This window comes from Pseudomonas rustica (genome assembly GCF_018336155.1).
Taxonomy (GTDB): domain Bacteria; phylum Pseudomonadota; class Gammaproteobacteria; order Pseudomonadales; family Pseudomonadaceae; genus Aquipseudomonas; species Aquipseudomonas rustica.
In genome coordinates this window covers 221,074-245,744 of the sequence record NZ_JAGYHF010000002.1, presented here as the reverse complement: position 1 = coordinate 245,744, position 24,671 = coordinate 221,074, and the positions used below count along the sequence as shown (strand labels likewise).

At 58.7% G+C, this 24,671-nt stretch carries 26 protein-coding genes; 13 read left to right on the top strand and 13 right to left on the bottom strand.

The window, feature by feature from the left end; all coding sequences use genetic code 11:
- Positions 1–120: 120 nt before the first annotated feature.
- Positions 121–603 carry a glutathione peroxidase gene (locus KFS80_RS04235; RefSeq protein WP_053117143.1) on the top strand — a complete coding sequence of 161 codons (483 nt, stop codon included), beginning with the start codon at positions 121–123 and terminating at the stop codon, positions 601–603.
- A 225-nt stretch (positions 604–828) separates the two neighbouring features.
- A complete protein-coding gene (locus tag KFS80_RS04230) occupies positions 829–1,932 on the top strand; it encodes an NADH:flavin oxidoreductase (RefSeq protein ID WP_212544063.1) in 1,104 nt (367 codons plus the stop codon).
- 121 nt (positions 1,933–2,053) lie between these two features.
- Here KFS80_RS04230 and KFS80_RS04225 read toward each other — a convergent pair whose 3' ends face one another.
- A complete protein-coding gene (locus KFS80_RS04225; protein ID WP_212544062.1) occupies positions 2,054–3,253 on the bottom strand; it encodes a glycosyltransferase family 4 protein in 1,200 nt (399 codons plus the stop codon).
- 42 nt (positions 3,254–3,295) lie between these two features.
- The gene (gene cysZ / locus KFS80_RS04220) at positions 3,296–4,048 is read right to left on the bottom strand and encodes a sulfate transporter CysZ (RefSeq protein ID WP_159812166.1); all 753 of its coding nucleotides are present in this window, start codon (positions 4,046–4,048) and stop codon (positions 3,296–3,298) included.
- 312 nt (positions 4,049–4,360) lie between these two features.
- Between cysZ and trxB the strand changes: the two genes are divergently transcribed.
- Positions 4,361–5,323 carry a thioredoxin-disulfide reductase gene (gene trxB, locus KFS80_RS04215; protein ID WP_053117174.1) on the top strand — a complete coding sequence of 321 codons (963 nt, stop codon included), beginning with the start codon at positions 4,361–4,363 and terminating at the stop codon, positions 5,321–5,323.
- 204 nt (positions 5,324–5,527) lie between these two features.
- Here trxB and KFS80_RS04210 read toward each other — a convergent pair whose 3' ends face one another.
- The 6 genes from KFS80_RS04210 to KFS80_RS04185 form a co-directional block, all read right to left on the bottom strand.
- Positions 5,528–5,866 carry a HopJ type III effector protein gene (locus tag KFS80_RS04210; RefSeq protein ID WP_212544061.1) on the bottom strand — a complete coding sequence of 113 codons (339 nt, stop codon included), beginning with the start codon at positions 5,864–5,866 and terminating at the stop codon, positions 5,528–5,530.
- The gene (locus KFS80_RS04205; RefSeq protein ID WP_053117177.1) at positions 5,859–6,155 is read right to left on the bottom strand and encodes a DUF1244 domain-containing protein; all 297 of its coding nucleotides are present in this window, start codon (positions 6,153–6,155) and stop codon (positions 5,859–5,861) included. Before KFS80_RS04205 ends, KFS80_RS04210 begins: the two co-directional genes overlap by 8 nt.
- A 98-nt stretch (positions 6,156–6,253) precedes the next feature.
- The gene (folX, locus tag KFS80_RS04200) at positions 6,254–6,625 is read right to left on the bottom strand and encodes a dihydroneopterin triphosphate 2'-epimerase (RefSeq protein WP_053117178.1); all 372 of its coding nucleotides are present in this window, start codon (positions 6,623–6,625) and stop codon (positions 6,254–6,256) included.
- Positions 6,626–7,186 carry a GTP cyclohydrolase I FolE gene (gene folE / locus KFS80_RS04195; RefSeq protein WP_053117179.1) on the bottom strand — a complete coding sequence of 187 codons (561 nt, stop codon included), beginning with the start codon at positions 7,184–7,186 and terminating at the stop codon, positions 6,626–6,628. It abuts the gene before it with no gap.
- A gap of 21 nt (positions 7,187–7,207) precedes the next feature.
- The gene (gene folM, locus KFS80_RS04190; protein ID WP_212544060.1) at positions 7,208–7,918 is read right to left on the bottom strand and encodes a dihydromonapterin reductase; all 711 of its coding nucleotides are present in this window, start codon (positions 7,916–7,918) and stop codon (positions 7,208–7,210) included.
- Positions 7,919–8,102: 184 nt separating this feature from the next.
- Positions 8,103–8,672 (bottom strand): antibiotic biosynthesis monooxygenase, encoded by a 570-nt coding sequence (locus tag KFS80_RS04185; RefSeq protein ID WP_053117183.1) that lies wholly within the window; start codon positions 8,670–8,672, stop codon positions 8,103–8,105.
- Between the two features lie 210 nt (positions 8,673–8,882).
- Here KFS80_RS04185 and KFS80_RS04180 point away from each other — a divergent pair, with 210 nt between their 5' ends.
- On the top strand, positions 8,883–9,842 hold the full coding sequence (locus KFS80_RS04180) for a MerR family transcriptional regulator (protein WP_212544059.1): 960 nt from the start codon (positions 8,883–8,885) through the stop codon (positions 9,840–9,842).
- A gap of 3 nt (positions 9,843–9,845) precedes the next feature.
- Here the strand turns inward: KFS80_RS04180 and KFS80_RS04175 are convergent, their stop codons facing one another.
- Entirely contained in the window at positions 9,846–10,451 is a 606-nt protein-coding gene (locus KFS80_RS04175; RefSeq protein WP_053117187.1) for a hypothetical protein, read from the bottom strand.
- A gap of 54 nt (positions 10,452–10,505) precedes the next feature.
- Positions 10,506–10,982 (bottom strand): PAS domain-containing protein, encoded by a 477-nt coding sequence (locus KFS80_RS04170; protein WP_212544058.1) that lies wholly within the window; start codon positions 10,980–10,982, stop codon positions 10,506–10,508.
- Between the two features lie 153 nt (positions 10,983–11,135).
- Here KFS80_RS04170 and KFS80_RS04165 point away from each other — a divergent pair, with 153 nt between their 5' ends.
- Entirely contained in the window at positions 11,136–11,591 is a 456-nt protein-coding gene (locus tag KFS80_RS04165; protein ID WP_212544057.1) for a flavodoxin, read from the top strand.
- Here KFS80_RS04165 and KFS80_RS04160 read toward each other — a convergent pair.
- Positions 11,581–12,468 carry a LysR family transcriptional regulator gene (locus KFS80_RS04160; RefSeq protein ID WP_212544056.1) on the bottom strand — a complete coding sequence of 296 codons (888 nt, stop codon included), beginning with the start codon at positions 12,466–12,468 and terminating at the stop codon, positions 11,581–11,583. The genes KFS80_RS04165 and KFS80_RS04160 overlap by 11 nt on opposite strands.
- A gap of 97 nt (positions 12,469–12,565) precedes the next feature.
- On the opposite strand from KFS80_RS04160, the gene KFS80_RS04155 reads away from it, so the two are divergent.
- The 5 genes from KFS80_RS04155 to KFS80_RS04135 all read left to right on the top strand — a co-directional run bounded on the left by KFS80_RS04155 (position 12,566) and on the right by KFS80_RS04135 (position 16,559).
- Complete coding sequence (locus KFS80_RS04155) at positions 12,566–12,952, top strand: CidA/LrgA family protein (RefSeq protein WP_053117196.1); 387 nt, start codon at positions 12,566–12,568, stop codon at positions 12,950–12,952.
- On the top strand, positions 12,942–13,628 hold the full coding sequence (locus tag KFS80_RS04150) for an LrgB family protein (protein WP_150650110.1): 687 nt from the start codon (positions 12,942–12,944) through the stop codon (positions 13,626–13,628). Before KFS80_RS04155 ends, KFS80_RS04150 begins: the two co-directional genes overlap by 11 nt.
- 132 nt (positions 13,629–13,760) lie before the next feature.
- Positions 13,761–14,543, top strand: a complete 783-nt coding sequence (locus KFS80_RS04145; protein ID WP_053117200.1) for a class II aldolase/adducin family protein — start codon at positions 13,761–13,763, stop codon at positions 14,541–14,543.
- On the top strand, positions 14,543–15,445 hold the full coding sequence (locus tag KFS80_RS04140; protein ID WP_212544055.1) for an alpha/beta fold hydrolase: 903 nt from the start codon (positions 14,543–14,545) through the stop codon (positions 15,443–15,445). The genes KFS80_RS04145 and KFS80_RS04140 overlap by 1 nt, the downstream gene beginning before the upstream one ends.
- A gap of 202 nt (positions 15,446–15,647) precedes the next feature.
- Positions 15,648–16,559 (top strand): SDR family oxidoreductase, encoded by a 912-nt coding sequence (locus tag KFS80_RS04135; RefSeq protein ID WP_159812177.1) that lies wholly within the window; start codon positions 15,648–15,650, stop codon positions 16,557–16,559.
- A gap of 48 nt (positions 16,560–16,607) precedes the next feature.
- Here KFS80_RS04135 and KFS80_RS26850 read toward each other — a convergent pair whose 3' ends face one another.
- Both KFS80_RS26850 and KFS80_RS04125 read right to left on the bottom strand, forming a co-directional pair.
- Positions 16,608–17,231 (bottom strand): hypothetical protein, encoded by a 624-nt coding sequence (locus KFS80_RS26850; RefSeq protein ID WP_246541611.1) that lies wholly within the window; start codon positions 17,229–17,231, stop codon positions 16,608–16,610.
- Positions 17,232–17,633: 402 nt separating this feature from the next.
- Positions 17,634–17,894, bottom strand: a complete 261-nt coding sequence (locus tag KFS80_RS04125) for a hypothetical protein (RefSeq protein WP_212544054.1) — start codon at positions 17,892–17,894, stop codon at positions 17,634–17,636.
- Positions 17,895–18,615: 721 nt separating this feature from the next.
- Between KFS80_RS04125 and KFS80_RS04120 the strand changes: the two genes are divergently transcribed.
- The 3 genes from KFS80_RS04120 (at position 18,616) to KFS80_RS04110 (ending at position 24,501) form a co-directional block, all read left to right on the top strand.
- Positions 18,616–20,409 (top strand): DUF1302 domain-containing protein, encoded by a 1,794-nt coding sequence (locus tag KFS80_RS04120; protein WP_212544053.1) that lies wholly within the window; start codon positions 18,616–18,618, stop codon positions 20,407–20,409.
- Between the two features lie 23 nt (positions 20,410–20,432).
- Entirely contained in the window at positions 20,433–21,800 is a 1,368-nt protein-coding gene (locus KFS80_RS04115; RefSeq protein WP_053117210.1) for a DUF1329 domain-containing protein, read from the top strand.
- A gap of 139 nt (positions 21,801–21,939) precedes the next feature.
- Positions 21,940–24,501 (top strand): LuxR C-terminal-related transcriptional regulator, encoded by a 2,562-nt coding sequence (locus KFS80_RS04110; protein ID WP_212544052.1) that lies wholly within the window; start codon positions 21,940–21,942, stop codon positions 24,499–24,501.
- Positions 24,502–24,671: the final 170 nt, after the last annotated feature.

The following is a 24,671-nucleotide window of genomic DNA, read 5'->3' as shown; positions in this document are numbered from 1 at the left end:
TCTGCGCTAAGCTTCGAGTACTGGAGAGGCGCCTGCGGGCGCCTTTTTAGTCCGCGGCTGTCCTTGGTGGTCTCGCCAAGTGGCTGTTTCGAGTAGAACACGGGAATCTTGGAGTTCGTCATGAGTGCTTTTCACGACCTTAAGTTGACAGCCCTGGATGGTCAGGAGCTACCGCTGGCGCCTTTCAAGGGCCAAGTCGTGCTGGTGGTCAACGTCGCCTCCAAATGCGGCTTGACCCCCCAGTATGCGGCGCTGGAAAACCTCTATCAGCAGTTCAAAGGCAAAGGCTTCAGCGTGCTGGGCCTGCCGTGCAACCAGTTTGCCGGTCAGGAACCCGGTTCTGAAAAGGACATTCAGGATTTCTGCAGCCTCAACTATGGCGTGACGTTTCCGTTGTCGAGCAAGCTCGAAGTCAACGGTCACGAACGGCATCAGCTCTACCGTCTGCTGGCGGGCGAGGGCGCGGAGTTTCCCGGTGACATCACCTGGAATTTCGAGAAGTTTCTGCTCGGCAAGGACGGCCGGGTGCTGGCGCGGTTCTCGCCACGCACGGCGCCGGATGATCCGACCATTGTTCATGCGATTGAAAAAGCGCTGAGTTGATAAAGCAAGATCAAAAGATCGCAGCCTTCGGCAGCTCCTACAGGGGACTGACGGGGCTGCGATTTTTTTTGTTGCAATCGCATCCGATCATGTAGGAGCTGCCGAAGGCTGCGATCTTTTGCTTTGCGTCTTTTAATCCTTAATCACCGAAATCAATAATGCTGTTCAAAGGCTTCGACTCTCCATATTATCGCCGTCATAAAGCCATTTCTGTGGAGCCTCTCGATGCCCGTTCAAGCCTTGTTCAAACCGTTCCACCTCGGTGCCCTCGAACTGCCGACCCGCGTGGTCATGGCGCCGATGACCCGTTCTTTCTCCCCGGGTGGCGTGCCGAATTCGAAAGTCATCGAGTACTACCGCCGTCGTGCGGCCGCCGGTGTTGGCCTGATCATTACCGAAGGCACCACCGTTGGCCACGTTGCCTCGAACGGTTACCCGAACGTGCCGCAGTTCTTTGGTGAAGCGCCGTTGGCCGGCTGGAAAAAAGTCGTCGACGCCGTTCACGCTGAAGGTGGCAAGATCGTTCCGCAACTGTGGCACGTGGGCAGCGTGCGCCGCATCGGCACCGAACCGGACGCCAGCGTGCCGGGTTACGGCCCGTCGGAAAAACTCAAGGACGGCCAGGTCGTGGTGCACGGCATGACCAAACAAGACATTCAGGACGTGATCGCAGCCTTCGCCCAAGCGGCCAAGGATGCACAAAGCATCGGCATGGACGGCGTGGAAATCCACGGCGCCCACGGTTACCTGGTCGACCAGTTCTTCTGGGAAGGCAGCAACCAGCGCACCGACGAATACGGCGGCAGCCTGGCCAACCGTTCGCGTTTTGCCATTGAGTTGATTCAAGCCGTGCGTGCTGCGGTCGGCGAAGGCTTCCCGATCATCTTCCGCTTCTCGCAGTGGAAGCAGCAGGATTACACCGCGCGTCTGGTGCAGACCCCGGAAGCGCTGGGTGGATTCCTCAAGCCGTTGTCCGACGCTGGCGTGGATATTTTCCACTGCTCGACACGGCGTTTCTGGGAGCCTGAGTTCGATGGCTCTGACCTGAACCTCGCTGGCTGGACGCGCAAGCTGACCGGCAAACCGACTATCACCGTTGGCAGCGTTGGTCTGGATGGCGAGTTCCTGCAGTTCATGGTCAACACCGACAAGGTCGCGCAACCGGCCAGTCTGGAGAACTTGCTGGAGCGTCTGAACAAAGAGGAATTCGATCTGGTGGCGGTGGGGCGTGCGCTGCTGGTTGACCCGGACTGGGCGCTGAAAGTCCGCGAAGGGCGTGAGCAGGATATCCTGCCGTTCAGCCGTGAGGCGTTGATGTCGCTGGTTTAAGCGGCGCTATCACTGACCTCTTCGCGGGCAAGCCTTGCTCCTACAAGATCAACGGCATTTCGCCACGTGTCTTGTAGGAGCAAAGCTTGCTCGCGAAGGCGGTTTCAAAGGCAACAACAATTCAGGGCAGTGTCTGAGCCTCAGGCACCACCAACTCCCCCAAACACGCCCCACGCAAATGCCCTTCAAACTGCTCGATAATCGCCGCCCATCCCTGGCGACTCGCATGCTGCCGCGCATTCAGGCGCACGCAACGCAAGCGCTCATCCTCTTCCAATAACCACACCGCCGCCTCGCAAAACGCCTCTTCGTCCCCGGGCATCGCCAGCACGCCGCTGTAGCCATGGCGAATATGCTGCGCCGCCGCAGCCTGATCGTAAGCCACCACCCCCAACCCTGACGCCAACGCCTCCAGCACCACATTGCCAAAGGTTTCGGTCAGGCTCGGAAACAAAAACACATCCCCCGACGCATAGTGCGCCGCCAACGCTTCGCCACGCTGGGCACCGCAAAAAATCGCCTCAGGCAGTTCCTTTTCCAGCGCCACTCGCTGCGGCCCGTCGCCGACCACGATAAGTTTCAGATTGCGCTGTGGATAAGCGCTGCGCAGTGCTTCGAAGCTGCGCTTGAGCAGGCCCAGATTTTTCTCCGGCGCGAGGCGTCCTACGTGAATCACGGCAACGTCGCGCTCGCCGAGTCCCCATTGCTCACGCAAGGCGTTCAGGCGTTTGCTCGGGTGAAACAACTGGCTGTCGACACCGCGCGACAACAACGCCAAACGCTCGAAATGTCGACGCTCCAGTTCCAGACGTTGACTGGGACTGGGCACCAGCGTCATCGCCGAGCGATTGTGAAACCAGCGCAGATAGTGCGTGAGCATCCGCGTCAGCAAGCCGAGGCCGTACTGACTGGTGTATTGCTGAAAATTTGTGTGAAAGCCGCTGACCACCGAAATCCCCAGGCGTCGCGCCGCGCGCAAAGCCGATAAACCCAGCGGGCCTTCCGTGGCGATGTACAGCACATCCGGGCGCTGGCGTTTCCAGCGGCGCAGCAATTTGTGCATCGACGACTGGCCCCATTGCAGCCCCGGATAGCCCGGCAGCGGCCAGCCCCGGCACAACAGCAGCGCGTCGTCATCGCTGCGCTGCGGATCGCCGGCCTGACGCGGGCGCACCAGATCCACTTGATGCCCGCGCGCGCGCAGTCCATCGCACAAGCGGCCAAGGGTATTGGCCACGCCGTTGATTTCCGGTGGGAAGGTTTCGCTGATGAGGGTGATATGCAGAGCTGTCGTCATGACCTCAGTGTCGGCTGAGGCCATGTCGTCGTTGTGACGTTCGGATGATGGATTTGTGACGCCGCGTTAGCGTTGAGTCACGAGGTTCTCGGCGCCACGCTCACGCACCCAGAACAGCGTCGCACCGGCGACGGCGGCCGGCATCATCAAAATGTTCACCACTGGAATCAGCAGCACCAGATAGACGATCCCGCCAAAACTCATGCTCTGCCAGCGCTTCTGCCGCAGCCAGGCGAGCATCTCGTTCCAGCCGAGTTTGTGGTTGTCTGCCGGGTAGTCGATGTACTGGATCGCCATCATCCACACGCCGAACAACAGCCACAGCGGCGCGGCGATGATGTTCACCACCGGGATAAACGAAAGAATGAACAGACCGATCGCGCGGGGCAGGAAATAGCCGAGTTTGCGCATTTCCCGGGCGAGGGTGCGCGGCACCATCTCGATCAGTTCGCCCCAACTGAAGGCCGGGAAGTCATCGGTGCCGCGCACCACCACTTCGACTTTTTCCGCGAGGAAACCGTTGAACGGTGCGGCGATCACGTTGGCGAGCATGGTGAACGTGAAAAACACCATCAGCGCCACCAACACGACGAACAGCGGCCAGAGGATGTAGCTGAGAAAGCTCAGCCATTCCGGCAGCGACGGCATCAGCGTGTCGACCCAGAGGCTGAACTGGTGGCCGGCCAGATAGATCAATCCGACGAACAGCACGAGGTTGATCGCCAGCGGCAGCAACACGAACAAGCGCAGGCCAGGGCTGAGAACCAGTTTGAGGCCTTCGCGCAGGTATTGCGGGCCGGACAGAACAGGGGCGGGCATAAGGTGCTCCGAGCAAGGGAAAACGCGCCGACCTTACCGACTTTGCAACGGCGGCGAAAGCACGGTAGAGCGATCGACATTCACTGTAACAAAGACGTCCATCTCGTCAGTGTGTCGGCATAGAGACCACCTATGAGCTGGATTGTTAATCCGTATTTCCTTAATCTTGCCCCCCTCGATACGCTGCACCCAACTTTTTACAGGACTGTCGAGCTCAAGCCTTCCCCAAGGTTTTCCACGGTCCTTTTTTATTTCCGCCGGCAGTCCGGCGATCCGTGCCAGTTTTTTCGGCCCGGTCAACAGGAGCAGGTCATGTCTGAAGTCCGTCATTCGCGAGTGATTATTCTCGGTTCCGGCCCTGCCGGTTACAGCGCTGCGGTATACGCGGCCCGTGCCAACCTCAAGCCACTGCTGATCACCGGCATGCAGGCCGGCGGTCAACTGACCACCACCACCGAAGTCGACAACTGGCCGGGCGACGTTCACGGCCTGACCGGTCCAGCCCTGATGGAGCGCATGCGCGAGCACGCCGAGCGTTTTGAAACCGAGATCGTTTTCGATCACATCAACGCTGTGGATTTCGCTGCCAAGCCTTACACCCTGACCGGCGACAGCGCGGTTTACACCTGCGACGCCCTGATCATCGCCACCGGCGCCAGCGCTCGTTACCTGGGCCTGCCGTCGGAAGAAGCGTTCATGGGCAAAGGCGTTTCGGCCTGCGCAACCTGCGACGGTTTCTTCTACCGCAACAAGCCAGTCGCTGTGGTCGGCGGCGGCAACACCGCAGTTGAAGAAGCGCTGTACCTGGCCAACATCGCCAGCACCGTGACCCTGATTCACCGTCGCGAAACCTTCCGCGCCGAGAAGATCCTGATCGACAAGCTCAACGCTCGCGTCGCTGAAGGCAAGATCATCCTCAAGTTGAACGCCACTCTCGACGAAGTCCTGGGCGACAACATGGGCGTGACCGGTGCGCGTCTGAAGAACAACGATGGCAGCTTCGACGAAATCACCGTCGACGGCGTGTTCATCGCCATCGGCCATACCCCGAACACCTCGCTGTTCGAAGGCCAGTTGACCCTGAAAGACGGTTACCTGGTGGTGCACGGCGGCCGTGAAGGCAATGCGACTGCGACCAGCGTCGAAGGCATCTTCGCCGCCGGTGACGTGGCTGACCACGTTTACCGTCAGGCCATCACCTCGGCCGGCGCCGGCTGCATGGCGGCACTGGACACCGAGCGTTACCTGGACGGTCTGCAGAACGCATCGTTCTAAGATCGCAGGCATAAAAAAACCGGCCAGATTGGCCGGTTTTTTTGTGCCCGGAGTTTCAGCCACGTGATGATCGTTCCCACGCTCTGCGTGGGAATGCCTCATATGGACGCTCTGCGTCCGATGGGACGCGGAGCGTCCCCGGCTGCATTCCCACGCGGAGCGTGGGAACGATCACGGTGCCGAAGGCTGCGATCTTTTGCTTGATCAGCGGCGGGTCAGGGGTTGGGCGCTGAACTTGACGCCGGCCAGACCGTGTTTGATCAACGCACGGATGTTGCCGTGATCGCTGCCCTCAGGCGTCGCCACCACCGAGCGATAATGCTCGCCAAACGCCAGCAGCGCTTCTTCATCGCTCAGGCCTTCCAGCAGCGCCAGACCCAAGGTCTTGCACGAACCTTCGTTCTGCCCGGCGGCGTTTTCCACGCCACCGTTGTTGAAGGCTTGCGGCTGGTAGTCGTAACCGGCAGCAATGAAAGCCAGGGTGTCGGCGAAAGCGTGCTCGCCGCTTTTCAGGCTGGCGCGCAGGGTGTTCAGGTCACTCATGGGTTTTTCCTTTGGCGAACGCCGCTTGCTGGTCGGCGCTGGCTTCTTGCTGATATTGGGCTTTCCACTCGGCGTACGGCATGCCGTAAACCACTTCGCGGGCGTCATCGAGGCTGACGTCGATCTGGCGCTCGTCGGCTTCGGCCTTGTACCACTTCGACAGGCAATTGCGGCAGAACCCGGCGAGGTTCATCAGGTCGATGTTCTGCACGTCCTTGCGGCTGTCCAGATGGGCGACCAGCCGGCGGAAGGCGGCGGCTTCGAGTTCGAGGCGTTGTTGCTCGTTCATGGAGGTCTCTTCGAGACAGCTTCAAGCGGCGAGCTTCAAGCTGCAAGTTTGGATTGTGGGTGGCGGTAGCTTAACGCTTGCAGCTCGAAGCTTGAAGCTCAGCGGCTTGCCGCGAGGGTGATCGATACCGATTCGGCAAATCGCAGCGCATGCGGCTTGTCGACTTCGACTTCGGCGTACAGCACCGAGCCGTTGCTCATCACCAGATCGAGCAGTTCCTGCGTCAGACGTTCGAGCAACGCAAAACGGTTGCCCTCGACGTGAGCGATGATCGCTTTGGTGATCGTGCGGTAGTTCAGCGCGTGATCGATGTCGTTGTCACGCACCGCTTCCTGCGCGGCATACAGAATGGTGACGTTGATCAGCACATCCTGCTTGTTGAGGATCTCGTCCTCGTTGATCCCGATAAAGGTGCGCAAGCGCAGATCCTTGACCCGGATGCGCGCCATTCCCGGTTGAAGTTGTGGCATTTACTTGCTCCGTCCAATCAATTGCAGGAACTCCTGACGGGTGTTGCTCGACTCGCGGAAGGCGCCGAGCATGACCGAGGTGTTCATCGTCGAATTCTGTTTTTCCACGCCGCGCATCATCATGCACATGTGTTTGGCTTCGATGACCACGGCGACGCCAGCGGCATCGGTGACCTGTTGCACCGCGTCGGCGATTTGCCGGGTGAGGTTTTCCTGAATCTGCAGGCGTCGGGCGAACATGTCGACCAGCCGCGCGATTTTCGATAACCCCAGCACCTTGCCCGTCGGAATATAAGCCACATGGGCCTTGCCGATGAAGGGCAGCAGGTGATGTTCGCACAACGAGTACAACTCGATGTCGGCGACGATCACCATCTCGTCACTGTCCGAAGCAAACAGCGCGCCGTTGACGATTTGCTCGACGCTCTGATCGTAACCGTGACACAGGTATTGCATGGCTTTGGCCGCGCGCACCGGGGTGTCGAGCAACCCTTCGCGGTCGGGATTTTCGCCGAGACCGATGAGGATTTCACGGTAGTTTTCGGGCAGGGAAAGGCTCATGGACATCCTCGCAGCTAGGCGTTATTTGACGTGCCGCCCGCCGTTGACGGTCAGGGTCGTACCGGTGACATAAGGGTTGTCGAGCAGATAGCGCAGGCTCTGGTAGATCACTTCGCTGCCGGGCTCGATGCCCAGCGCCGATTTGGCCAGCGCTTTGATGCGGTACGCCGCGTCGTCGTCGGGATTGAACAATAGCAGGGCCGGCGCGATGCCGTTGACCTTGATTGCTGGCGCAAAGCGCGCGGCGAAGGACAGCGTCAGGCTGTCGAGCCCGGCTTTGCTGGCGCAATAGCCGATGTGTTTGCTGCTGCCCTTGCGCGTGACGTCGTCGCTGATGTGGATGATGTCGGCGGGTGTCGAGCGTTGCAACAAATCGGCGCAGTGCAGGTTGATCAGGTAAGGCGCGAGCATGTGCAGATTGATCATGCGGGTGAAGGCTTCGGCCTCGCTGCCCGGGGTTTCGGCCAGCCACTCGGAGGCGTTGTGCACAATGGCGCGCAGGCTGTCGGTGTGGTTTTTCAGTTCGCTGATAAAGGCGAGAATCCCGGCTTCGCTGGAGAAGTCGGCGAACAGGCCGATGGCGCCCAAATCGCGCAGTGTTTGTACGCCGGGACGTTCGGTGCGGTAGGTGAAGATGACGCGATGACCGTCTTCAAGCAAACGCTGCGCGCAATGCAGACCGACACGCTGGCCGGCGCCGGTGATGAGGATCGGGGCTGCGGAAGTGGACATGAACGGCTCGCATCGCGGTGGGAGCAAAAACTATAACAGCGACACGGCTTGCCCACCTATTGCAGAGCGGGCTTTGCGTTTTGCTTTGGGTGGGAGCGGGCTTGCTCGCGAAGGCGTCGTGTCAGGCAATAATTTTGCTGACTGACACACCGCTTTCGCGAGCAAGCCCGCTCCCACAGGTTATTCAGCGATTTTGGGATACTGGCTCGGCTGGTACACGTCGAACTGGCGCGCTGTTCAACCAATTCGCCAGTAACCGCGTCGACAACGGAATAAAGAAGTAAACCATCAATGGCGTCAGGCACAGCGTGCTGATAAACACCCGCGGCAGCAGACTCATTTCGCCGAGCAACGGGCCCAGCACGAAGTTGAACAGCATTGACACCGGAAAGAACGCCAGCCAGATCGCCACCGCCTGCTTCCAGCGTGGCGGACGCTGACCCGCCGCGCCGAACCAACCTTCGATGCCGCTGACGCGATGTTCCTTCGGATGGGCAAACAGATCGCTGCCCCGATCCAGCCATGCCGTACGCGAGGCGGAGTGCTCCCACGCATGCAAAGTCTGTTCATCGACGAAGCGGAAGATGATTTGAAACTCGTTATCACCGGGCGGCGGAGCGAGCACGCCAGAGCCGAGATAACCGGGAAAGTCGGTGGCCAGTTGTTCGCCTTCGCGCAACCAGGCAATCAGATCCTGATAGCGACCATCGGCGACGCGACGCGCGACCATCAGCGTGACGGGGGAAGTAGACATTGTGTATCTCCGTATTTCGTTCGCGGCACTCCGGGTAGGAGTTTCGCCAGACGCGCGCCGGGGTAGAGGCCCGCGTTTATTGCCAAGCAAGGATTATTCCTGAATTTCGCGATTTAACCAGAGACTTTCGTCGCAGTTCATCGCTTTTACCTTTAGCGGGCATTGCAGCTAGAATGGATCCAATCACTTTACAAGGACGTTGAGCGCACTATGCCTGTCATCACGGAGCTGAGCCCTGTTTCACGGGCGTCTGACGCGCTCGAGCGCGAAGACCTCTTTCCCATTCGTGAAGTGTCCCGACTCACCGGGGTCAACCCGGTCACGCTGCGTGCCTGGGAGCGACGTTACGGTTTGATCGAACCGACGCGCACCGAAAGTGGGCATCGGCTGTATTCAATGACCGAAATCGAGCGCGTTCGCAGCATTGTCGAGTGGATCGATCGTGGCGTCTCCGTGAGCAAGGTCGGCAAAATCCTCGCTAAAACCGAACCGCTAAAAGCACTGTCGCATATCATTTCCGATGATCAGGTGCAGGCTGATTACCAGCAGTGGCAGCATCAGGTAAAGCGTGCGGTCAGCGCCTTCGACGATCTTGAACTGGATCGAGTCTACGGCCAGATTTTTTCTTCTTATTCGCTGCCCGTGGTTTTTCAGGACATCCTGCTGCCGCTGTGGCGGCAATTGCTGCTGGGGCAGGACGCCTTCGGACACACCAGCGAATGGCTGTTCTACGACGGCTACCTCAGAACCCGCGTACTGCAACGAATCATCGCGTTACGCACCACGCAGCCCCGCAAGATTCTCGTCAGCGCATTGGCCGGTCAGTGCCGTGAACTGGAATTGCTGGTGGCCGCGCTGTTTTTGAGTAGCAGCGACGCCGGTGTGCGAGTGCTGACGACCGGTCAGCCATTCGATGAATTGACGCTGGTCTGCGAAAAGATCAAACCGCAGGCACTGGTGCTGTTTTCCAATCACGCACCGGCCGTCGAACTGCCACGGCGTTTGAACCGTTTGGCATTGAGTCTGGATTGTCAGGTGTTGCTGGCGGGGGATGCAGCGGATCTGGCAGAGGATACTCTGGCCGGATCGTCAATCGGTTGTCTGGGCAATGAAGGCGCGACCATGCGTCAGCGGCTGACGCAATATCTCGCGGGCAAACTCGATACCTGAGACTCAGGTGTGCAGGGCAGGGTGGGTCAGGCGATGTTGTTGCAGAATGAACTGGCGCAGGCGCTCGGTTTCATCGGCATCGGTCTGGCTCAGTTCGTAGGCGAAGAAACCTTTGTCGGTCTCACGCTCGAAATTGCCGCGCAGGGAAATTCGCTCATAGCCTGAAGGGCTGAACCACAGGGCGAAATGCTTCGGTGGTTTGGTCTTGTTGCGCACTTCCAGCAACACGCCTTTGTGCGACACCTCATGTACCCACAACGTCCCCGGTTGGCCATTGGCGTTTTCCAGCGCCACCGGCTCGTCCAGCGCCAGGCGCCATGGCCGCACCATCGGGCCGTCTTCGTAAATGCTCGGCACGCCGAGGCGCAAATGCAGCGCGTGGAACTCGTCTTCCACCAGGTGCAGCGGGAAAGTCATCTGTTGATTTTCGAAGTTGGCCTGAATGGTCACTTGTTCGTGAGCGGCCAGGCGCGTGAGCAAATCACGGATCTGCGAACCGCCATTAACCAGCAGACTCGACGTCGCATCCCGCACATTCAGCTGCGGGTTGTGCTGCATGGTCTGGATGAAATCCAGCTCATCCTGAGTGAGGAGGGCGTCGCGTTGCATGGCTAGCTCGAAAGATATAGTTACAAAGTCATTGGTGATTGTAGTTAATGACAATTAGTTCGCTGATTTGTTTGCGCCGTTCGTCGCTTTCAGTTCTGCCAGTTGTGCTTTCAGTGTCGCGACCTCGTCTTCGAGTTGCGCAACACGTTGCTGAGCCTTGACCTGAATCGTTACATCTTTCTGCACGCCGACGAAATAAGTCAGCCCGTCGTCAGCGCTTTTTACCGTTGAAAGCGACAGTTCGTTCCAGAACGGTGTGCCGTCCTTGCGATAGTTACGCAGGATTTCCCGGCACGATCCATTGTTGCGCAGCATCTCGCGAACCCGCTCCAGACTGGCTTGATCACGGTCACCAGCCTGCAGAAAGCGGCAGTCCTGATAGAGAATCTCTTCACTGCTGTAGCCGGTCAGCCGTTCGAACGCGGGGTTGACGTAAATCAGGATGGTGTCCTGATCGCCTTCCTTTTCCGCTACCACGATTCCATCGTTGGAGGCGTTGATCACCATTTGCAGCAGGCTGGCGTTGATCATCTGTGAGTCCGTTCAGAATGGCCGAGGGTTCGCATTCTAGATAAACCGTCAGCGCTGTCTACTGGCCATTATCGCCAGTTGAGATCCAATCGCAGCTTTGCGGCTCGGGCTGCTACTATCGCCGCTCATTTTTTCAGTTTCAGGATCAGATTGATGAAAGTCGCCATCCTCTCCGGTTCGGTTTACGGCACCGCCGAAGAAGTCGCCCGCCATGCCCAGAACCTGTTGAAAGCCGCTGGCTTTGAAACCTTCTACAACTCGCGCGCCAGCCTGGCGGACATTCAAGCGTTCGGCCCGGAAGCGTTCCTCGCGATAACCTCGACCACTGGCATGGGCGAGTTGCCGGACAACCTGCAACCGTTGTATTCGACCATTCGCGATCAACTGCCAGCCGCGTGGCGCGGTTTGCCCGGCGCGGTTATCGCCTTGGGCGACGCCAGTTATGGCGACACCTTCTGCGGCGGCGGCGAGCAAATGCGCGAACTGTTCGGCGAACTGGGTGTGCGTGAAGTGCTGGAGATGCTGCGCATCGACGCCAGCGAAAGCGTGACCCCGGAAACCGACGCCGAACCTTGGCTGGCGCAATTGATCGACGCGCTCAAGGGCTGATCGGCCGCTCGCGCAGGAGTGCCAGCCACGCCTGCGCGGCATTCGACAAATAGGCGCCCTGACGCCAGATAAACGCGATGTCCCAGCGCAGATAGTCCGGCGCACGCAAGGTCAGGCGCACCACGCCTGGCCGCACCAGCCCGCGCGCCACCACGCTGGGCAACAACACCACGCCTTGCCCGGCGGCCACCAGCGCCGCAAGAAAATCCGCCTGACCGCTGCGCCCGCCCTCCTTCGGTGTGAAGCCCATTTGCTGGCACGCCTGCAGCAAACGATCGTTGAGCACGAAGCTGCGCTGATAAAGCAGGAACGGCGTATCGGCGAGCTCCTCCAATCCGATCTCGCCGCGATCCGCCAACGGGTGATCGACCGGTAGCAGCGCATCGAGCTTCTCATCGCAAAACGGCTGACAGTCGAACTGCGGATCCTTCGGCAACAAACTGCCACCCAATTCCAATTCCCCGTTGAGCACGGCTTGCTCGATGTTGCGGCTGCCGCCCTCGAGTAATTGCACGCTGATGTTTGGGTAGCGCCGGCGATATTCAGCAAACAGCCCGGCGAACAAAGCATCGCTGCCCAACAGCGGCAGACCGAGGCGCAACTCGCCACGGGCCAGATGGCTGAGATCGTCCAGTTCGACCAGCAATTCGTTGCGTAAACGCAGCATGCCTTCGGCCCGTTGCAAGACCACGCTGCCGGCGGCGGTCAGGCGCAACTGGGAACCGAGTCGCTCAAGCAGCGGTATGCCGAGGCTCTGTTCCAGTTGTGCGACTTGCTTGCTCACCGCCGACTGGCTGATGTGCAGGGTTTTCGCCGCTTGGGTGAAACCGCCCTGATGCATGACTTCGACAAAACTGCGCAGCTGTTTGAATTCCATCTGCCTGATTCCTTTTTGGAATGGCTTTGAGTCTAACAATTCGCTTCGGGGATGGCAGGCCACTTCGTAAAATAGGCTTCTGTAAGGAGCCAATCTCATGAACGCCGCCCGCTTCAAACACCTTTCACGTCTCTTCGTCGAACTCGCCGTGTTGCTCGGTCTCTACCTGCTCGGCTGCCAACTTGCCGCGTGGCTGGCCTGGCCGATTCCTGGCGGCGTGATCGGCATGGCGCTGTTGCTGCTGGCCTTCGCATTCGGTTGGGTCAAACCGGCGGCGCTGCAATTGGGCGCGGGTTTGTTGATGGCCGAGATGCTGTTGTTCTTTATCCCGGCGCTGATGAGCCTGCTCGATTACGGCACGTTGCTGCGCAATGACGGCTGGCGGATTTTGCTGGTGATCGCCGCCAGCACCTTGATGGTGATGCTGGTGACCGCATTCACCGTGGAATTGGCCGTGCGCGCGAGGCGTTCCCATGAAGCTTGAATGGATGCCGATGTTCTGGCTCGCCTTCACTTTGTTGGCGTACCTGTTCAGCCGCTGGATTTATCGGCGCACCGGGCGCTATGTGTTGTCGCCGCTGATTTTGGTGCCGGCGCTGCTGCTGGCACTCGCCGTGCCGCTGCACACCGCCTATGCCGAGTATTCCAGCAACACCCATTGGCTGCTGTTGGTGCTCGGCCCGGTGACCGTCGCGTTCGCTGTGCCGATCTGGCAGCAACGCCGATTGCTGATGCGGCACTGGTCGGCGCTGATGCTCGGCATGGTGGCGGGCAGTGCGGCATCGATCGGCACCTCGTTCGGCTTGGCCAAGGCATTGGCACTCGACAGTTCGGTGACGATGTCGCTGGTACCGCGTTCGATCACCACGCCGTTCGCCATGCCGCTCGCGCAAAACCTCGGCGGTGTGCCGGAGCTGACCGCGGTGTTTGTGATGTTCACCGGCGTGTTCGGCGCGATGCTCGGCGGCGTGCTGTTGAAGTGGTTGCCGCTGCGCAGTGCCCTGGCGCGTGGCGCGTTGTTCGGCGTTGGCGCGCACGGTGCCGGCGTGAGTCGCGCGCATGAAGTGGGCGGTGAAGAAGGCTCTGTCGCCGGGCTGGTGATGGTGCTCACCGGGTTGCTCAATCTGTTTGCCGCACCTTTGTTGGCGTCGTTGCTTTGACATGGATCCAAGCTGTTTGCACGACTGACCCGGTCAGTCATCAAGCTGGCTGCCAATGCAACTACGTGATTGCCTGCACCTGACTAGACTGCTCACACGTTGCAGAACAATAAGAACGCAGAGGTGCATACAGTGAGCGTAGCCCCCGTCCAATCGTCCCTTAACGTCAAAGACCAGGTCAGTGCTGCGGAATGGCAGACCCGTGTCGATCTCGCCGCTTGTTATCGTCTGGTCGCCGCCCATGGCTGGGACGATCTGATCTTCACGCATATTTCCGCCAAGGTGCCGGGCACCGAAGATTTTCTGATCAATCCGTTTGGTCTGATGTTTCATGAGATCACCGCGTCGAGCCTGGTGAAGGTCGATCAGGCCGGCAACAAACTCATGGACAGCCCGTACGAAATCAATCCTGCCGGCTATACCATCCACAGCGCCGTGCACGAAGTACGGCACGATGTGGTTTGTGTGCTGCACACGCACACCGCCTCGGGTGTCGCGGTGTCGGCGCAAAAGCAGGGCGTGTTGCCGATCAGCCAACAATCGTTGTTCGTGCTGTCGAGCCTCGCCTATCACGGCTATGAAGGCGTGGCGCTGAACCACGAAGAGAAGGCGCGTTTGCAGGCCGACCTCGGCGAAAACAATTTCCTCATGCTGCACAACCACGGTCTGCTGACCTGTGGCAGCACCATCGCCGACACCTTTTTGATGATGTTCACTTTCCAACGCGCTTGCGACATTCAGGTGATGGCGCAAACCGGTGGCGCTGAACTCATCGCTATCGAACCGCAAATTCTGGCAGGCGCCAAAGCGATGATCGCCGGCGTCACCAAAAGTGCTCAAGGCATGGGTGGCGCGCTGGCCTGGCCAGCGCTGCTGCGCAAACTCGATAAACAAGACCCCGGATATAAACTCTAATGCCACTTGCCGAGATTCCTCTGTGTGTCTGGCGTAAACGCAGCCGGACGTTTGTCTTTCGTGGTCAGCCGATTCGTTACTGGACGGCGGGGCAGGGCGAGCCGCTGCTGCTGATCCACGGCTTCCCGACCGCCAGTTGGGACTGGCATTACCTGTGGCAGCCACTGGCCCAGCGTTATCGGGTGATTGCCTGCGACATGCTCGGTTTCGGCGATTCGGCCAAGCCGATCAACCACACCTACAGCTTGCTGGAACAGGCTGATTTGCAGCAGGCATTGCTCGCGCATCTGCAGGTCGAGCAACCGGTGCATGTGCTGGCGCACGATTACGGCGACAGCGTTGCGCAAGAACTGCTGGCCCGGCATTACGAAGATCGCCTCGAAATCGCCAGTTGCGTGTTCCTCAACGGTGGCCTGTTTCCGGAAACCCATCGGCCGGTGTTGATGCAGAAACTGCTGCTCAGCCCATTGGGCTGGATGATTGGCCGCGCGTTTACCCGCGATGCGCTGGTGAAAAGTTTTCGGCAGATCTTTGGGCCGAACACCCGGCCGACAGAGAGCGAACTGGATGATTTCTGGAGCTTGGTCGAGACCAATCGTGGGCCACGGATCATGCACAAACTGATCAGCTATATTCCGGAGCGTCGGGTGCAGCGTGATCGTTGGGTCGCGGCGATGCAGCGCGGTGAAATTCCTCTGCGGGTGATTGATGGCGAAGTCGACCCGATCTCTGGTGCACACATGGTGCAGCGTTATTGCGAGTTGATTGCTGATGCCGACGCTGTGCTGTTGCCGGGCATTGGTCACTACCCGCAAACCGAAGCACCGGTGCAGGTGCTTAAGCACTATCTGGAATTTCGCGAGCGTCAGGTGCTGCCACCGCGCAAAGTGGCCTGTTCCTGAAGATCAAAAGATCGCAGCCTTCGGCAGCTCCTACACTGATCCCCTGTAGGAGCTGCCGAAGGCTGCGATCTTGTGCTTTTCAAACCTGACTATCCCCCAACCTTATCGCACACCATTCAGCCCCAGCCCTGTTCGTTGTGACACCACGCCCCGTGCCTGACACTCGGGATCAATGTCCCATTGGCCTGCTGGAGTTGCCTCGATGAATGAGTCTGTGCGTTTCGAAGATAAAGTCGTGATCGTCACCGGAGCCGGTGGTGGCCTTGGCCGCGCCCACGCACTGCTATTCGCCAAACAGGGCGCGAAAGTGCTGGTCAACGACCTCGGCGGCTCGGCTCAGGGTGAAGGCGCCAATGCCTCCGCTGCCGACCGCGTCGTCGCTGAAATCCGTGAAGCCGGCGGCACCGCCGAAGCCAACCATGACTCGGTCACCGACGGCGACAAACTCGTGCAAAACGCCCTCGACGTCTTCGGCCGCGTCGACGTGGTGGTCAACAACGCCGGCATCCTGCGCGACAAGACCTTCCACAAAATGGACGACGCCGACTGGGATCTGGTTTACCGCGTCCACGTCGAAGGCGCCTACAAAGTCACCCGCGCCGCATGGCCACACCTGCGTGAGCAAAACTACGGTCGCGTGATCTTCACCGCTTCAACCTCCGGCATCTACGGCAACTTCGGCCAGTCCAACTACGGCATGGCCAAACTCGGCCTCTACGGCCTGACCCGCACCCTGGCCATCGAAGGCCGCAAAAACAACATCCTCGTCAACGCCATCGCCCCAACTGGCGGCACGCGCATGACCGAAGGCCTGATCCCGCCGCAAGTGTTCGAACAACTCAAACCGGAACTGGTCAGCCCGCTGGTGGTGTACCTGGCGAGCGAGCAATGCCAGGAGACTTCAGGACTGTTCGAAGTTGGTGGCGGCTGGATGGGCAAAGTGCGTTGGGAGCGCAGTTTGGGCGCCGGGTTTGATCCGCGAGTGGGTTTCTCGCCGGAAGATGTCGCGGCGCATTGGCAGCAGATTTGTGATTTCGAAGGGGCGGCGCATCCGAAGGACAATATTGAAGCGCTGAAGGAAATGATGGCGAATTTGCAGAAGTATTCGCTGTAAGGGACGTTTTAGCCTCGCTGCGTTCTCGACGTGGCGAGGCTCTTTCTTTTATTCCTCGTACCGTTTATCAATTATGAATTCCGGGAGTTTCCAATTTGGGCCCGAAATGGCGACAGCCTCTGTGCCCTCAGCCAATACGCCCTCATGAAATAATTCCTCGTATGTTTTACACAGTTCACCGCGCGCAATGACTTCAAATCGATAACGCCCGAACAGTGTATCGAGGGCGGGAAATGCCAAACCGATTGCCAACACTGATAACAAATCCCTGAGATTTTCTTGCCTGACAGCCTGCTCGAGTTTTGCAGGCGAACTCTTGATTCTGCTGATGCATTCAAATGCTTCCAGCTCCTGCTTTTTCGCAGCGTCAATCGCCTCGGCGGTGTAGCGCAATGCCTCATCGTCACCCAGTTTGAAATCTTCAAGTGTGGCCGAATGGACGTTATTCCAAAGCGACGGATTGCTTTTGGGAATGTAGTCGTCAGCAAGCCCCATCGCTCTGAATCGCTCCATCATTCGAATCGCATGCGCATAGTACCGGCGATCGGTGTCGGTCATCGCAAGCTTGCACTCCAGGATGGCATCAAGACGCGCAAGCATGATGAGGTCGGCAGCAGATCCTTTTCTTTCGATTTTTGTCTCTGCGGCTTTAACAGAATCTTGTTCCAACATTCGTTTTACTCGCTGCAAGTTTTTCGGATTTTCGGAGCGATTAACCTACATCAGCTTTTGAACGGACATATCTGCATCGTTCGTCAGTAATGACGCGCGTATTTGTATGAATAATCTTTAGCCCCGACTAAAAGCTTGGCATCAGCGGGTCAAAAAGAGATTTCCTACAACTGATGGGAAAACTTCCTGATGAATGCAGGAGAGGTGGGCAAAACGGCGCCCATAAAAAAGGCCGCTGCAAACGCAGCGGCCAAGGTAAGACGTTGGATCAAGGAGCTAAAAATCAAAAGTCAGTGAGCGCATCTTTGAGATAAATATGGAGGCGCTTGGACAATTGATGGCGCATTTACAGAAGTCTTCGTTCTGAGAAAAGAACCATCAAACTCAGGCTTGATGGTCCGGTTAGGAGTATCTGTTTTCTATCATGAATTTTGGGGCTTTCCAGTTTGGGCCTTTGGCTGCCAAGCCTTTGTCGCCGTGTGCCAATACACCAGCAGCAAGAAGGCGCGCGTATGCCATTTCCAAAGCTCCGTATTCGGAGATCAGCTCTCGGTTATAACGTCTGATCATCATGTCCAGATGCGGATTCGCGTTGAACAGCGAGAATACGGTGACGATGTCATCCAAAGATTCATTTTTTACGATTTGCTCAATGGTGTTCATTACCACATCTCCTTGAGTAATTTCTGATATTCGCGCTCTTGCTGTAGGTCGAAAGATGACATCCCTGTCAACCGCCATTGCTTGATACGTTTCAAGTTACAACAGAGTTTGATCGGATGTTTCCGATAAGGTCGTAAGTCAAGTTGTGCGGAGTCGAGTGAGATTTCGCTATTTAGGAAATTCGCCGGTTAATTCGTTACACGCAGAAAGAAATTTCCGATGTCCCTTTCGGAAACTTCGCGTAGGGCGGGGGCAGAAACTTTATTCGAGGCATAAAAAAGGCCGCTGCAAACGCAGCGGCCAAGGTAAGACGTTGGATCAAGGAGCTACAAATCAACGTCAGTGAACACCGGGGCGATAAACCGACCTATCGATTCATCTGAAATCTGTCAGCAATGGCCAGCGTTGCTCATGGCCAGTGCTTCGGCGCTTTTCGGCGTATCCCGTGAAAGCCCGCTCAGAATAAGCAGTTCGGCCTTTAGGAAAAATAGCGATTCCGGACATGCACTGTTGCGGAGCATGCAACAGTCGCTGTGTCCCGGCATGCACCATGCGCTGCGCTGATGATCGTCCATCCAGCTCACTCATGGATCGCGCAAAGCCCCGTGCTGTGCGGGCATTCATCCTTTCGAGCGACAGCGTGAATACCTCCTTGGTGCGCTTATCGTCCGGTGGTGGCGGCAGTAGGGTGGGGCCTTCTGTCACTCACCGGGGAAGACGCATGACAAAAACAACAATGCGCGCCATCTTCACACCGCAAGCGCTGGCCGCTGCGGTGGCTCTGGGTTGCTGTGCCCAGGCGCAGGCGGTTTCGTTCAACATCGGCGAAATCGAAGGGACGTTCGACTCGTCCTTGTCGATCGGGGCGAGCTGGGGCATGCGCGATGCCGACAAGTCGCTGGTCGGCACGGTCAACGGCGGTACCGGGCAATCTTCCACGGGTGATGACGGGCGCCTGAACTTCAAGAAAGGCGAGACCTTTTCGAAAATCTTCAAAGGCATTCACGACCTCGAACTGAAGTACGGCGACACCGGTGTGTTTGTGCGCGGCAAGTATTGGTACGACTTCGAGCTGAAGGACGAAGACCGCGAGTTCAAACAGATCAGCGACAGCGGTCGCAAGGAAGGCGCCAAGTCTTCCGGCGCGCAGATTCTCGATGCCTTCGTCTATCACAACTATTCCATCGCTGATTTGCCCGGCACTGTGCGCGCCGGTAAGCAGGTGGTGAGTTGGGGCGAAAGTACCTTCATCGGCAACTCGATCAACAGCATCAACCCGGTCGACGTTTCCGCGTTTCGCCGTCCCGGTGCCGAGATCAAGGAAGGCCTGATTCCGGTGAACATGTTGTTCGGTTCGCAAGGTCTGACCGATCAACTGACGGTTGAAGGCTTTTACCAACTGGAGTGGGATCAGACCGTTCTCGACAACTGCGGCACGTTCTTCGGTGTCGACGTGGCGGCGGATGGTTGCAACAACGGCTACACCGTCGGCAGTCCAGCGATTGCACCGTTTGTGCCGTTGACCCAGGCATTCGGTCAGGGCATTCAGGTCACTCGCGAAGGGGTGGTGATTCCCCGTGGCGGCGACCGCGATGCGCGGGATTCCGGGCAGTGGGGCACGGCGCTGCGCTGGCTCGGCGACGATACCGAGTACGGCCTCTACTTCATGAATTACCACAGCCGCACGCCAACGGTGGGCACCACCACGGCGGGGCTTTCGACGCTGGCGGCATTGCCGGGCATGGTCGGGATTGCCAACGGTCTGGCGCCGGGCAGCGGTGCGGGTCTGGCACAGAGTGTGATGCTCGGACGCGGTCAGTACTACCTTGAATACCCGGAAGACATTCGCCTGTACGGCGCTAGTTTCTCCACCACTTTGCCCACCGGTACCGCGTGGACTGGCGAGATCAGTTACCGGCCCAACGCGCCGGTGCAGGTCAACACCAACGACTTGACGCTGGCGCTGCTCAACCCGATTGCCGGCGGTGCGGCCTCGCCACTGGCGACGTCGCCGGGCGCGGACAACAAAGGTTATCGCCGTAAAGAAGTGACGCAAGTGCAGAGCACCCTCACGCACTTCTTCGATCAGGTGTTGGGCGCTGAACGTCTGACCGTAGTCGGCGAAGCGGCGGTGGTGCACGTCGGTGGTCTGGAGTCGCGCAGTCAGCTGCGTTATGGCCGCGATTCGGTGTACGGCCAGTACGGTTTCGGCGGCGACACCGACGGCTTTGTCACATCGACGTCGTGGGGCTACCGCGCCCGGGCGATCCTCGATTACGCCAACGTGGTCGGCGGGATCAACTTCAAACCCAATCTGTCGTGGTCGCATGACGTTGCCGGTTACGGGCCCAACGGCCTGTTCAACGAAGGCGCGAAAGCGATCAGCGTCGGCGTCGATGCCGACTACCGCAACACCTACACCGCGAGCCTCAGTTACACCGACTTCTTTGGCGGTGACTACAACGTCCTCGAAGACCGTGACTTCGTGGCCCTGAGCTTCGGCGTGAACTTCTGATCTGCCCGAGAAGGATGAATGCAATGCGCAAAATGATTCTGCAATGTGGTGTGCTGGCCCTGAGTGTGCTGGCGGCCAACGTCATGGCGGCGGTGTCGCCGGATGAAGCGAACAAACTCGGCACCAGCCTGACCCCGCTCGGTGCTGAAAAGGCCGGCAACGCCGATGGCTCGATTCCGGCGTGGACCGGCGGTATCCCGAAAAACGCCGCCGCGGTGGACAGCAAAGGTTTCCTCGCCGACCCGTTCGCCAACGAGAAACCGTTGTTCACCATCACCCCGGCCAACGTCGACAAGTACAAAGACAAGCTGTCCGAAGGCCAGGTGGCGATGTTCAAGCGTTACCCTGAAACCTACAAAATTCCGGTCTACACCACTCACCGCACCGTCGCCGTGCCGCCGGAAATCTACGAGTCGGCCAAGCGCAGTGCGCTCAACGTCACCACCATCAACGATGGCAATGGCCTGGCCAATTTCACCGGCAACCGCTACTACGCCTTCCCGATTCCGAAGAACGGCGTCGAGGTGTTGTGGAACCACATCACCCGTTATCACGGTGGCAACGTCAAACGCATCATCACTCAGGTGACCCCGCAGACTAACGGCAGCTTCACGCCGATCCGCTTCGAAGAAGAGATCGCCGTGCCGCAACTGATCAAGGATATCGACCCGGAAAAAGCCGCCAACGTGCTGACCTTTTTCAAACAGTCAGTGACCGCGCCGGCGCGTTTGGCCGGCAACGTACTGCTGGTGCACGAAACCCTCGATCAGGTGAAGGAGCCGCGTCTAGCGTGGATTTACAACGCCGGCCAGCGTCGGGTTCGCCGCGCGCCGCAAGTGGCGTATGACGGCCCGGGCACGGCGGCTGATGGCCTGCGTACTTCGGACAACTTCGACATGTTTTCCGGCGCACCGGATCGCTACGACTGGAAACTGGTCGGCAAAAAGGAAATGTACATCCCGTACAACAGCTACAAACTCGATTCGCCGAGCCTGAAATACGACGACATCGTCAAGGCCGGGCACATCAATCAGGATCTGACCCGTTACGAACTGCACCGTGTCTGGGAGGTGATCGGTACGGTGAAACCGAACGAGCGGCACATCTACGCCAAGCGCCACATGTACATCGATGAGGACAGCTGGCAAGTCGCACTGGTCGATCACTATGACGGTCGCGGTCAACTGTGGCGCGTGGCCGAAGGTCACTCTGAATATCACTACGAGCATCAGGCCCAGGCTTACACCCTCGAAGCGCTCTACGACATCATTGCCGGTCGCTACATTGCCCTGGGCATGAAGAACGAAGAGAAACACAGTTACGAATTCGGCTTCGAAGCCAAGGCGGCGGATTACACGCCATCGGCCTTGCGCGCCGAGGGCGTTCGGTAACGGTCTGGATACATCGGCAAGGCAAAAGGCGACCACTCGGTCGCCTTTTTTATGGGCCGCAATCAGCGCGCTGAATACTCGTCAACAAGGTGCCCGGAGCGGGCTAGGGTGAGTGCACAACGATAAGAAGGCTCACTCGATGACCGCCATGACGCCCTGCCTGGATCGCCGCGGATTTCTGCCCAGGCTTTCTTCCCATCATCAGTCGCGTACGCGTTTGAGCGCGCCATTGCTCGAATCCGTGGCGCGGGTGCGGCTGGTGTGCGCGCCGGCCGGCAGCGGCAAAAGTGCATTGCTTGCTGAATGTCTGTTTCAGGCGCCGCCCGCGTGCGAGGTGCGGTGGTTGCCTTTGGCTGGCGCAACGCTCAGTCCCGCCGACTTCTGCCAGCGTCTGGCGCAGACCTTGGGACTGCCCGAGCGGGTGGATGAGGCGCGGTTGATCGCGACGCTGGCACGTTGGGCTGAGCCGACCTGGTTGTTTATCGACGATTACTGTCGTCTGCCCGATCCGGCGCTGGATGCGTTGCTTGATCGCTTGCTGGCGGTCAGCAGTCCGGCACTCACGTGGTGGATCGGCACGCGCCGACGTCCGCAATGCAACTGGCCACGCCTGTTACTCGACGACGAGTTGTACGAATCTGAAAGCGCGACGCTGGCCCTGAGCCAAGACGAAATCGCCTGTGCGTTGACGCATTTGACGGCAGAGCAGGCCCACAGTGTGGCCGGGCGAATTGTCCAGCGCACCGGCGGCTGGTGCGCCGGGGTGCGCATGGCGCTGCTGCAAAAGTGCGACTGGACGCAAAGTCTACAACCGCAACAACGGGTCGATACGCTGCTCGATTATCTGCAACACGAACTCTTCAGCAGCCTTACGCCGGAGCTGGCCGAGGCCTGGCGGGTGTTGGCGCATCTGCCGCGATTCAATGCCGAACTGTGCGAGCACTTGTTCGGTGCCGGCGAGGGTGCGCAACTCTTGCGCACGCTGCAAACGCTGGGCTGCTTTATCGAGCCGTGGCACGAATCGGCTGAATGGCTGCAAGTGTTCCCGCCGCTCGCGCAAGTCATGCGCGAAGAGCAATGGCCGGCGAGCCGTTCCTGGCATCGGCGTGCCTGTCAGTTTTTTACCGTCGGCAAGGATTGGCGTTCGGCCTTCGAGCAAGCGCTGCTCGCCGAAGAATTCGAAGTGGCGGTCAGCCTGTTGCAGCACTTCAGTTTTGAGCATCTTTTTGAAGAGCAGACCGTGGTGTTGTTGCTGCAATTGCACGAGCAACAGGGCGAAGAATTGATTTTGAGTTCGCCGCAATTGGTTGGGCTGTTTACCGGGGCGCTGTTGTTTGCCGGACGATTTGAACAAGCAGAACAATGCATTGCGCATATGACGCGATTCCTGCCACAACCGTCAGCGCAATCCGAGCGGCAGTTAATTGCCCGTTGGCAGGCGCAACAGGGTTGGCTCCTGCATTTGCAAGGGCAGATGCAGCCTGCGCAGGAACACTTTCAGCAGGCGCTGGCCGAGCTGGCCCCCGAGACGTGGCCAACCCGGCTGCTGTGCCTGTCGGGGCTGACTCAGCAGGCATTTCTGCGCGGTGAACTCGACGTGGCGCAGGCGTTCAACCGGCAAGCGCTTTGCCTGGCGCGGGCGCATGATTCATTGGTCTTCGAAGGCCTGCTCGAACTTGATCATGCGCACCTGCTCGAACAGCGCGGTGCGAGTGCGCGGGCCGAGGCGTTACTGAGCAACATGGATGAATTGCTTCGCGAACACACTGTGCGGCTGACGCCTTTGCACGGCAGGATCGCGCTGCTGCGCGGGCGCCTCGCACTCAATCAGGGGCTGGACGAACGCGCGGCGGCACTGTTTCAAAGTGGCCTGAATGATTGCCTGCGCAGCCACGACAAACGAGTGCTGTACGGCTATTTGGGACAGGCGCAATTGGCGGCCAATCAGCGTGATTTTGAGCTGGCCTTCAATCGGCTCCGGGCGGCTGAACGCTTGATGCAGCAGCGGCAGATTCCCGACACGGTCTATCGCGGTGTGCTGCTGCAGGTCAGCAGCCATTTCTGGTTGCAACAGCAACGTCAGGATCTCGCTTGTGAAGCGCTGAGCCGCGTGTTGCGCCATTACCAAGGAGCTCAAGCTGTGCAGGCTCCGCCAGCAACCGTGTTGCTGATTCCGAGAATTGAATACCTGCTGATCCTTGCTCGCGCTGCCGGTTCGCCGATGGACGCTGAGCACCTGGCGCAGTTGCAGCGCAGGATGAACCAGGCCCAATCCAGCGCGATGAACGCCTTGCACACGGAATTGCAGCTGGTCATCGCCGAGCTTTTGTGGCTCGCCGGCCGCAAGGATGAAGCCGATAAAGCCTTGCGACAGGGGCTGCGGCTGGCGGCGGATTTTCAGTGCCGTCAGGCGTTGCAAGAGTTGAGTCTGCGCAGGGCCGAGATGCTGCAAACGGTGGCGCTGCCATCGGCTCATCATGCGGATTTTGAAAACTCCGCCAGTTTGCCTTTGTTGAGTCAGCGCGAACTGAAAGTTTTAAAGCTGATTGCCCTCGGTTATTCGAATCAACAGATTGCCGATGAAATGTTTATCTCGTTACACACGGTAAAGACTCACGCTCGACGTATTAACGTAAAGCTCTGCGTAGAGCGCCGCACTCAGGCGGTCGCGAAGGCAAAGTTGTTAGGCCTGCTGAGTTAAAAATAAAGCGTGCTAACAGCACGTTGAAGTCATTGAGACGTTTTGCATGCTTTGCCCATATTTTGAAGTGCTTGTCGGTTTTTTTGTTTTCGCCAACTGAAGTAATTTTTGCCCGTTGACCTGCCATTCGGCTGGTTGTGTTCTGAAATAACTCAGGGGCATTGAATTAA

Excerpts from the sequence above, each read along its gene's own strand:
- KFS80_RS04235 (WP_053117143.1), top strand. The coding sequence starts at position 121 with ATGAGTGCTTTTCACGACCTTAAGTTGACAGCCCTGGATGGTCAGGAG.
- KFS80_RS04230 (WP_212544063.1), top strand. The coding sequence starts at position 829 with ATGCCCGTTCAAGCCTTGTTCAAACCGTTCCACCTCGGTGCCCTCGAA.
- KFS80_RS04225 (WP_212544062.1), bottom strand. The coding sequence starts at position 3,253 with ATGGCCTCAGCCGACACTGAGGTCATGACGACAGCTCTGCATATCACC.
- cysZ (WP_159812166.1), bottom strand. The coding sequence starts at position 4,048 with ATGCCCGCCCCTGTTCTGTCCGGCCCGCAATACCTGCGCGAAGGCCTC.
- trxB (WP_053117174.1), top strand. The coding sequence starts at position 4,361 with ATGTCTGAAGTCCGTCATTCGCGAGTGATTATTCTCGGTTCCGGCCCT.
- KFS80_RS04210 (WP_212544061.1), bottom strand. The coding sequence starts at position 5,866 with ATGAGTGACCTGAACACCCTGCGCGCCAGCCTGAAAAGCGGCGAGCAC.
- KFS80_RS04205 (WP_053117177.1), bottom strand. The coding sequence starts at position 6,155 with ATGAACGAGCAACAACGCCTCGAACTCGAAGCCGCCGCCTTCCGCCGG.
- folX (WP_053117178.1), bottom strand. The coding sequence starts at position 6,625 with ATGCCACAACTTCAACCGGGAATGGCGCGCATCCGGGTCAAGGATCTG.
- folE (WP_053117179.1), bottom strand. The coding sequence starts at position 7,186 with ATGAGCCTTTCCCTGCCCGAAAACTACCGTGAAATCCTCATCGGTCTC.
- folM (WP_212544060.1), bottom strand. The coding sequence starts at position 7,918 with ATGTCCACTTCCGCAGCCCCGATCCTCATCACCGGCGCCGGCCAGCGT.
- KFS80_RS04185 (WP_053117183.1), bottom strand. The coding sequence starts at position 8,672 with ATGTCTACTTCCCCCGTCACGCTGATGGTCGCGCGTCGCGTCGCCGAT.
- KFS80_RS04180 (WP_212544059.1), top strand. The coding sequence starts at position 8,883 with ATGCCTGTCATCACGGAGCTGAGCCCTGTTTCACGGGCGTCTGACGCG.
- KFS80_RS04175 (WP_053117187.1), bottom strand. The coding sequence starts at position 10,451 with ATGCAACGCGACGCCCTCCTCACTCAGGATGAGCTGGATTTCATCCAG.
- KFS80_RS04170 (WP_212544058.1), bottom strand. The coding sequence starts at position 10,982 with ATGATCAACGCCAGCCTGCTGCAAATGGTGATCAACGCCTCCAACGAT.
- KFS80_RS04165 (WP_212544057.1), top strand. The coding sequence starts at position 11,136 with ATGAAAGTCGCCATCCTCTCCGGTTCGGTTTACGGCACCGCCGAAGAA.
- KFS80_RS04160 (WP_212544056.1), bottom strand. The coding sequence starts at position 12,468 with ATGGAATTCAAACAGCTGCGCAGTTTTGTCGAAGTCATGCATCAGGGC.
- KFS80_RS04155 (WP_053117196.1), top strand. The coding sequence starts at position 12,566 with ATGAACGCCGCCCGCTTCAAACACCTTTCACGTCTCTTCGTCGAACTC.
- KFS80_RS04150 (WP_150650110.1), top strand. The coding sequence starts at position 12,942 with ATGAAGCTTGAATGGATGCCGATGTTCTGGCTCGCCTTCACTTTGTTG.
- KFS80_RS04140 (WP_212544055.1), top strand. The coding sequence starts at position 14,543 with ATGCCACTTGCCGAGATTCCTCTGTGTGTCTGGCGTAAACGCAGCCGG.
- KFS80_RS04135 (WP_159812177.1), top strand. The coding sequence starts at position 15,648 with ATGAATGAGTCTGTGCGTTTCGAAGATAAAGTCGTGATCGTCACCGGA.
- KFS80_RS26850 (WP_246541611.1), bottom strand. The coding sequence starts at position 17,231 with ATGTTGGAACAAGATTCTGTTAAAGCCGCAGAGACAAAAATCGAAAGA.
- KFS80_RS04125 (WP_212544054.1), bottom strand. The coding sequence starts at position 17,894 with ATGAACACCATTGAGCAAATCGTAAAAAATGAATCTTTGGATGACATC.
- KFS80_RS04120 (WP_212544053.1), top strand. The coding sequence starts at position 18,616 with ATGACAAAAACAACAATGCGCGCCATCTTCACACCGCAAGCGCTGGCC.
- KFS80_RS04115 (WP_053117210.1), top strand. The coding sequence starts at position 20,433 with ATGCGCAAAATGATTCTGCAATGTGGTGTGCTGGCCCTGAGTGTGCTG.
- KFS80_RS04110 (WP_212544052.1), top strand. The coding sequence starts at position 21,940 with ATGACCGCCATGACGCCCTGCCTGGATCGCCGCGGATTTCTGCCCAGG.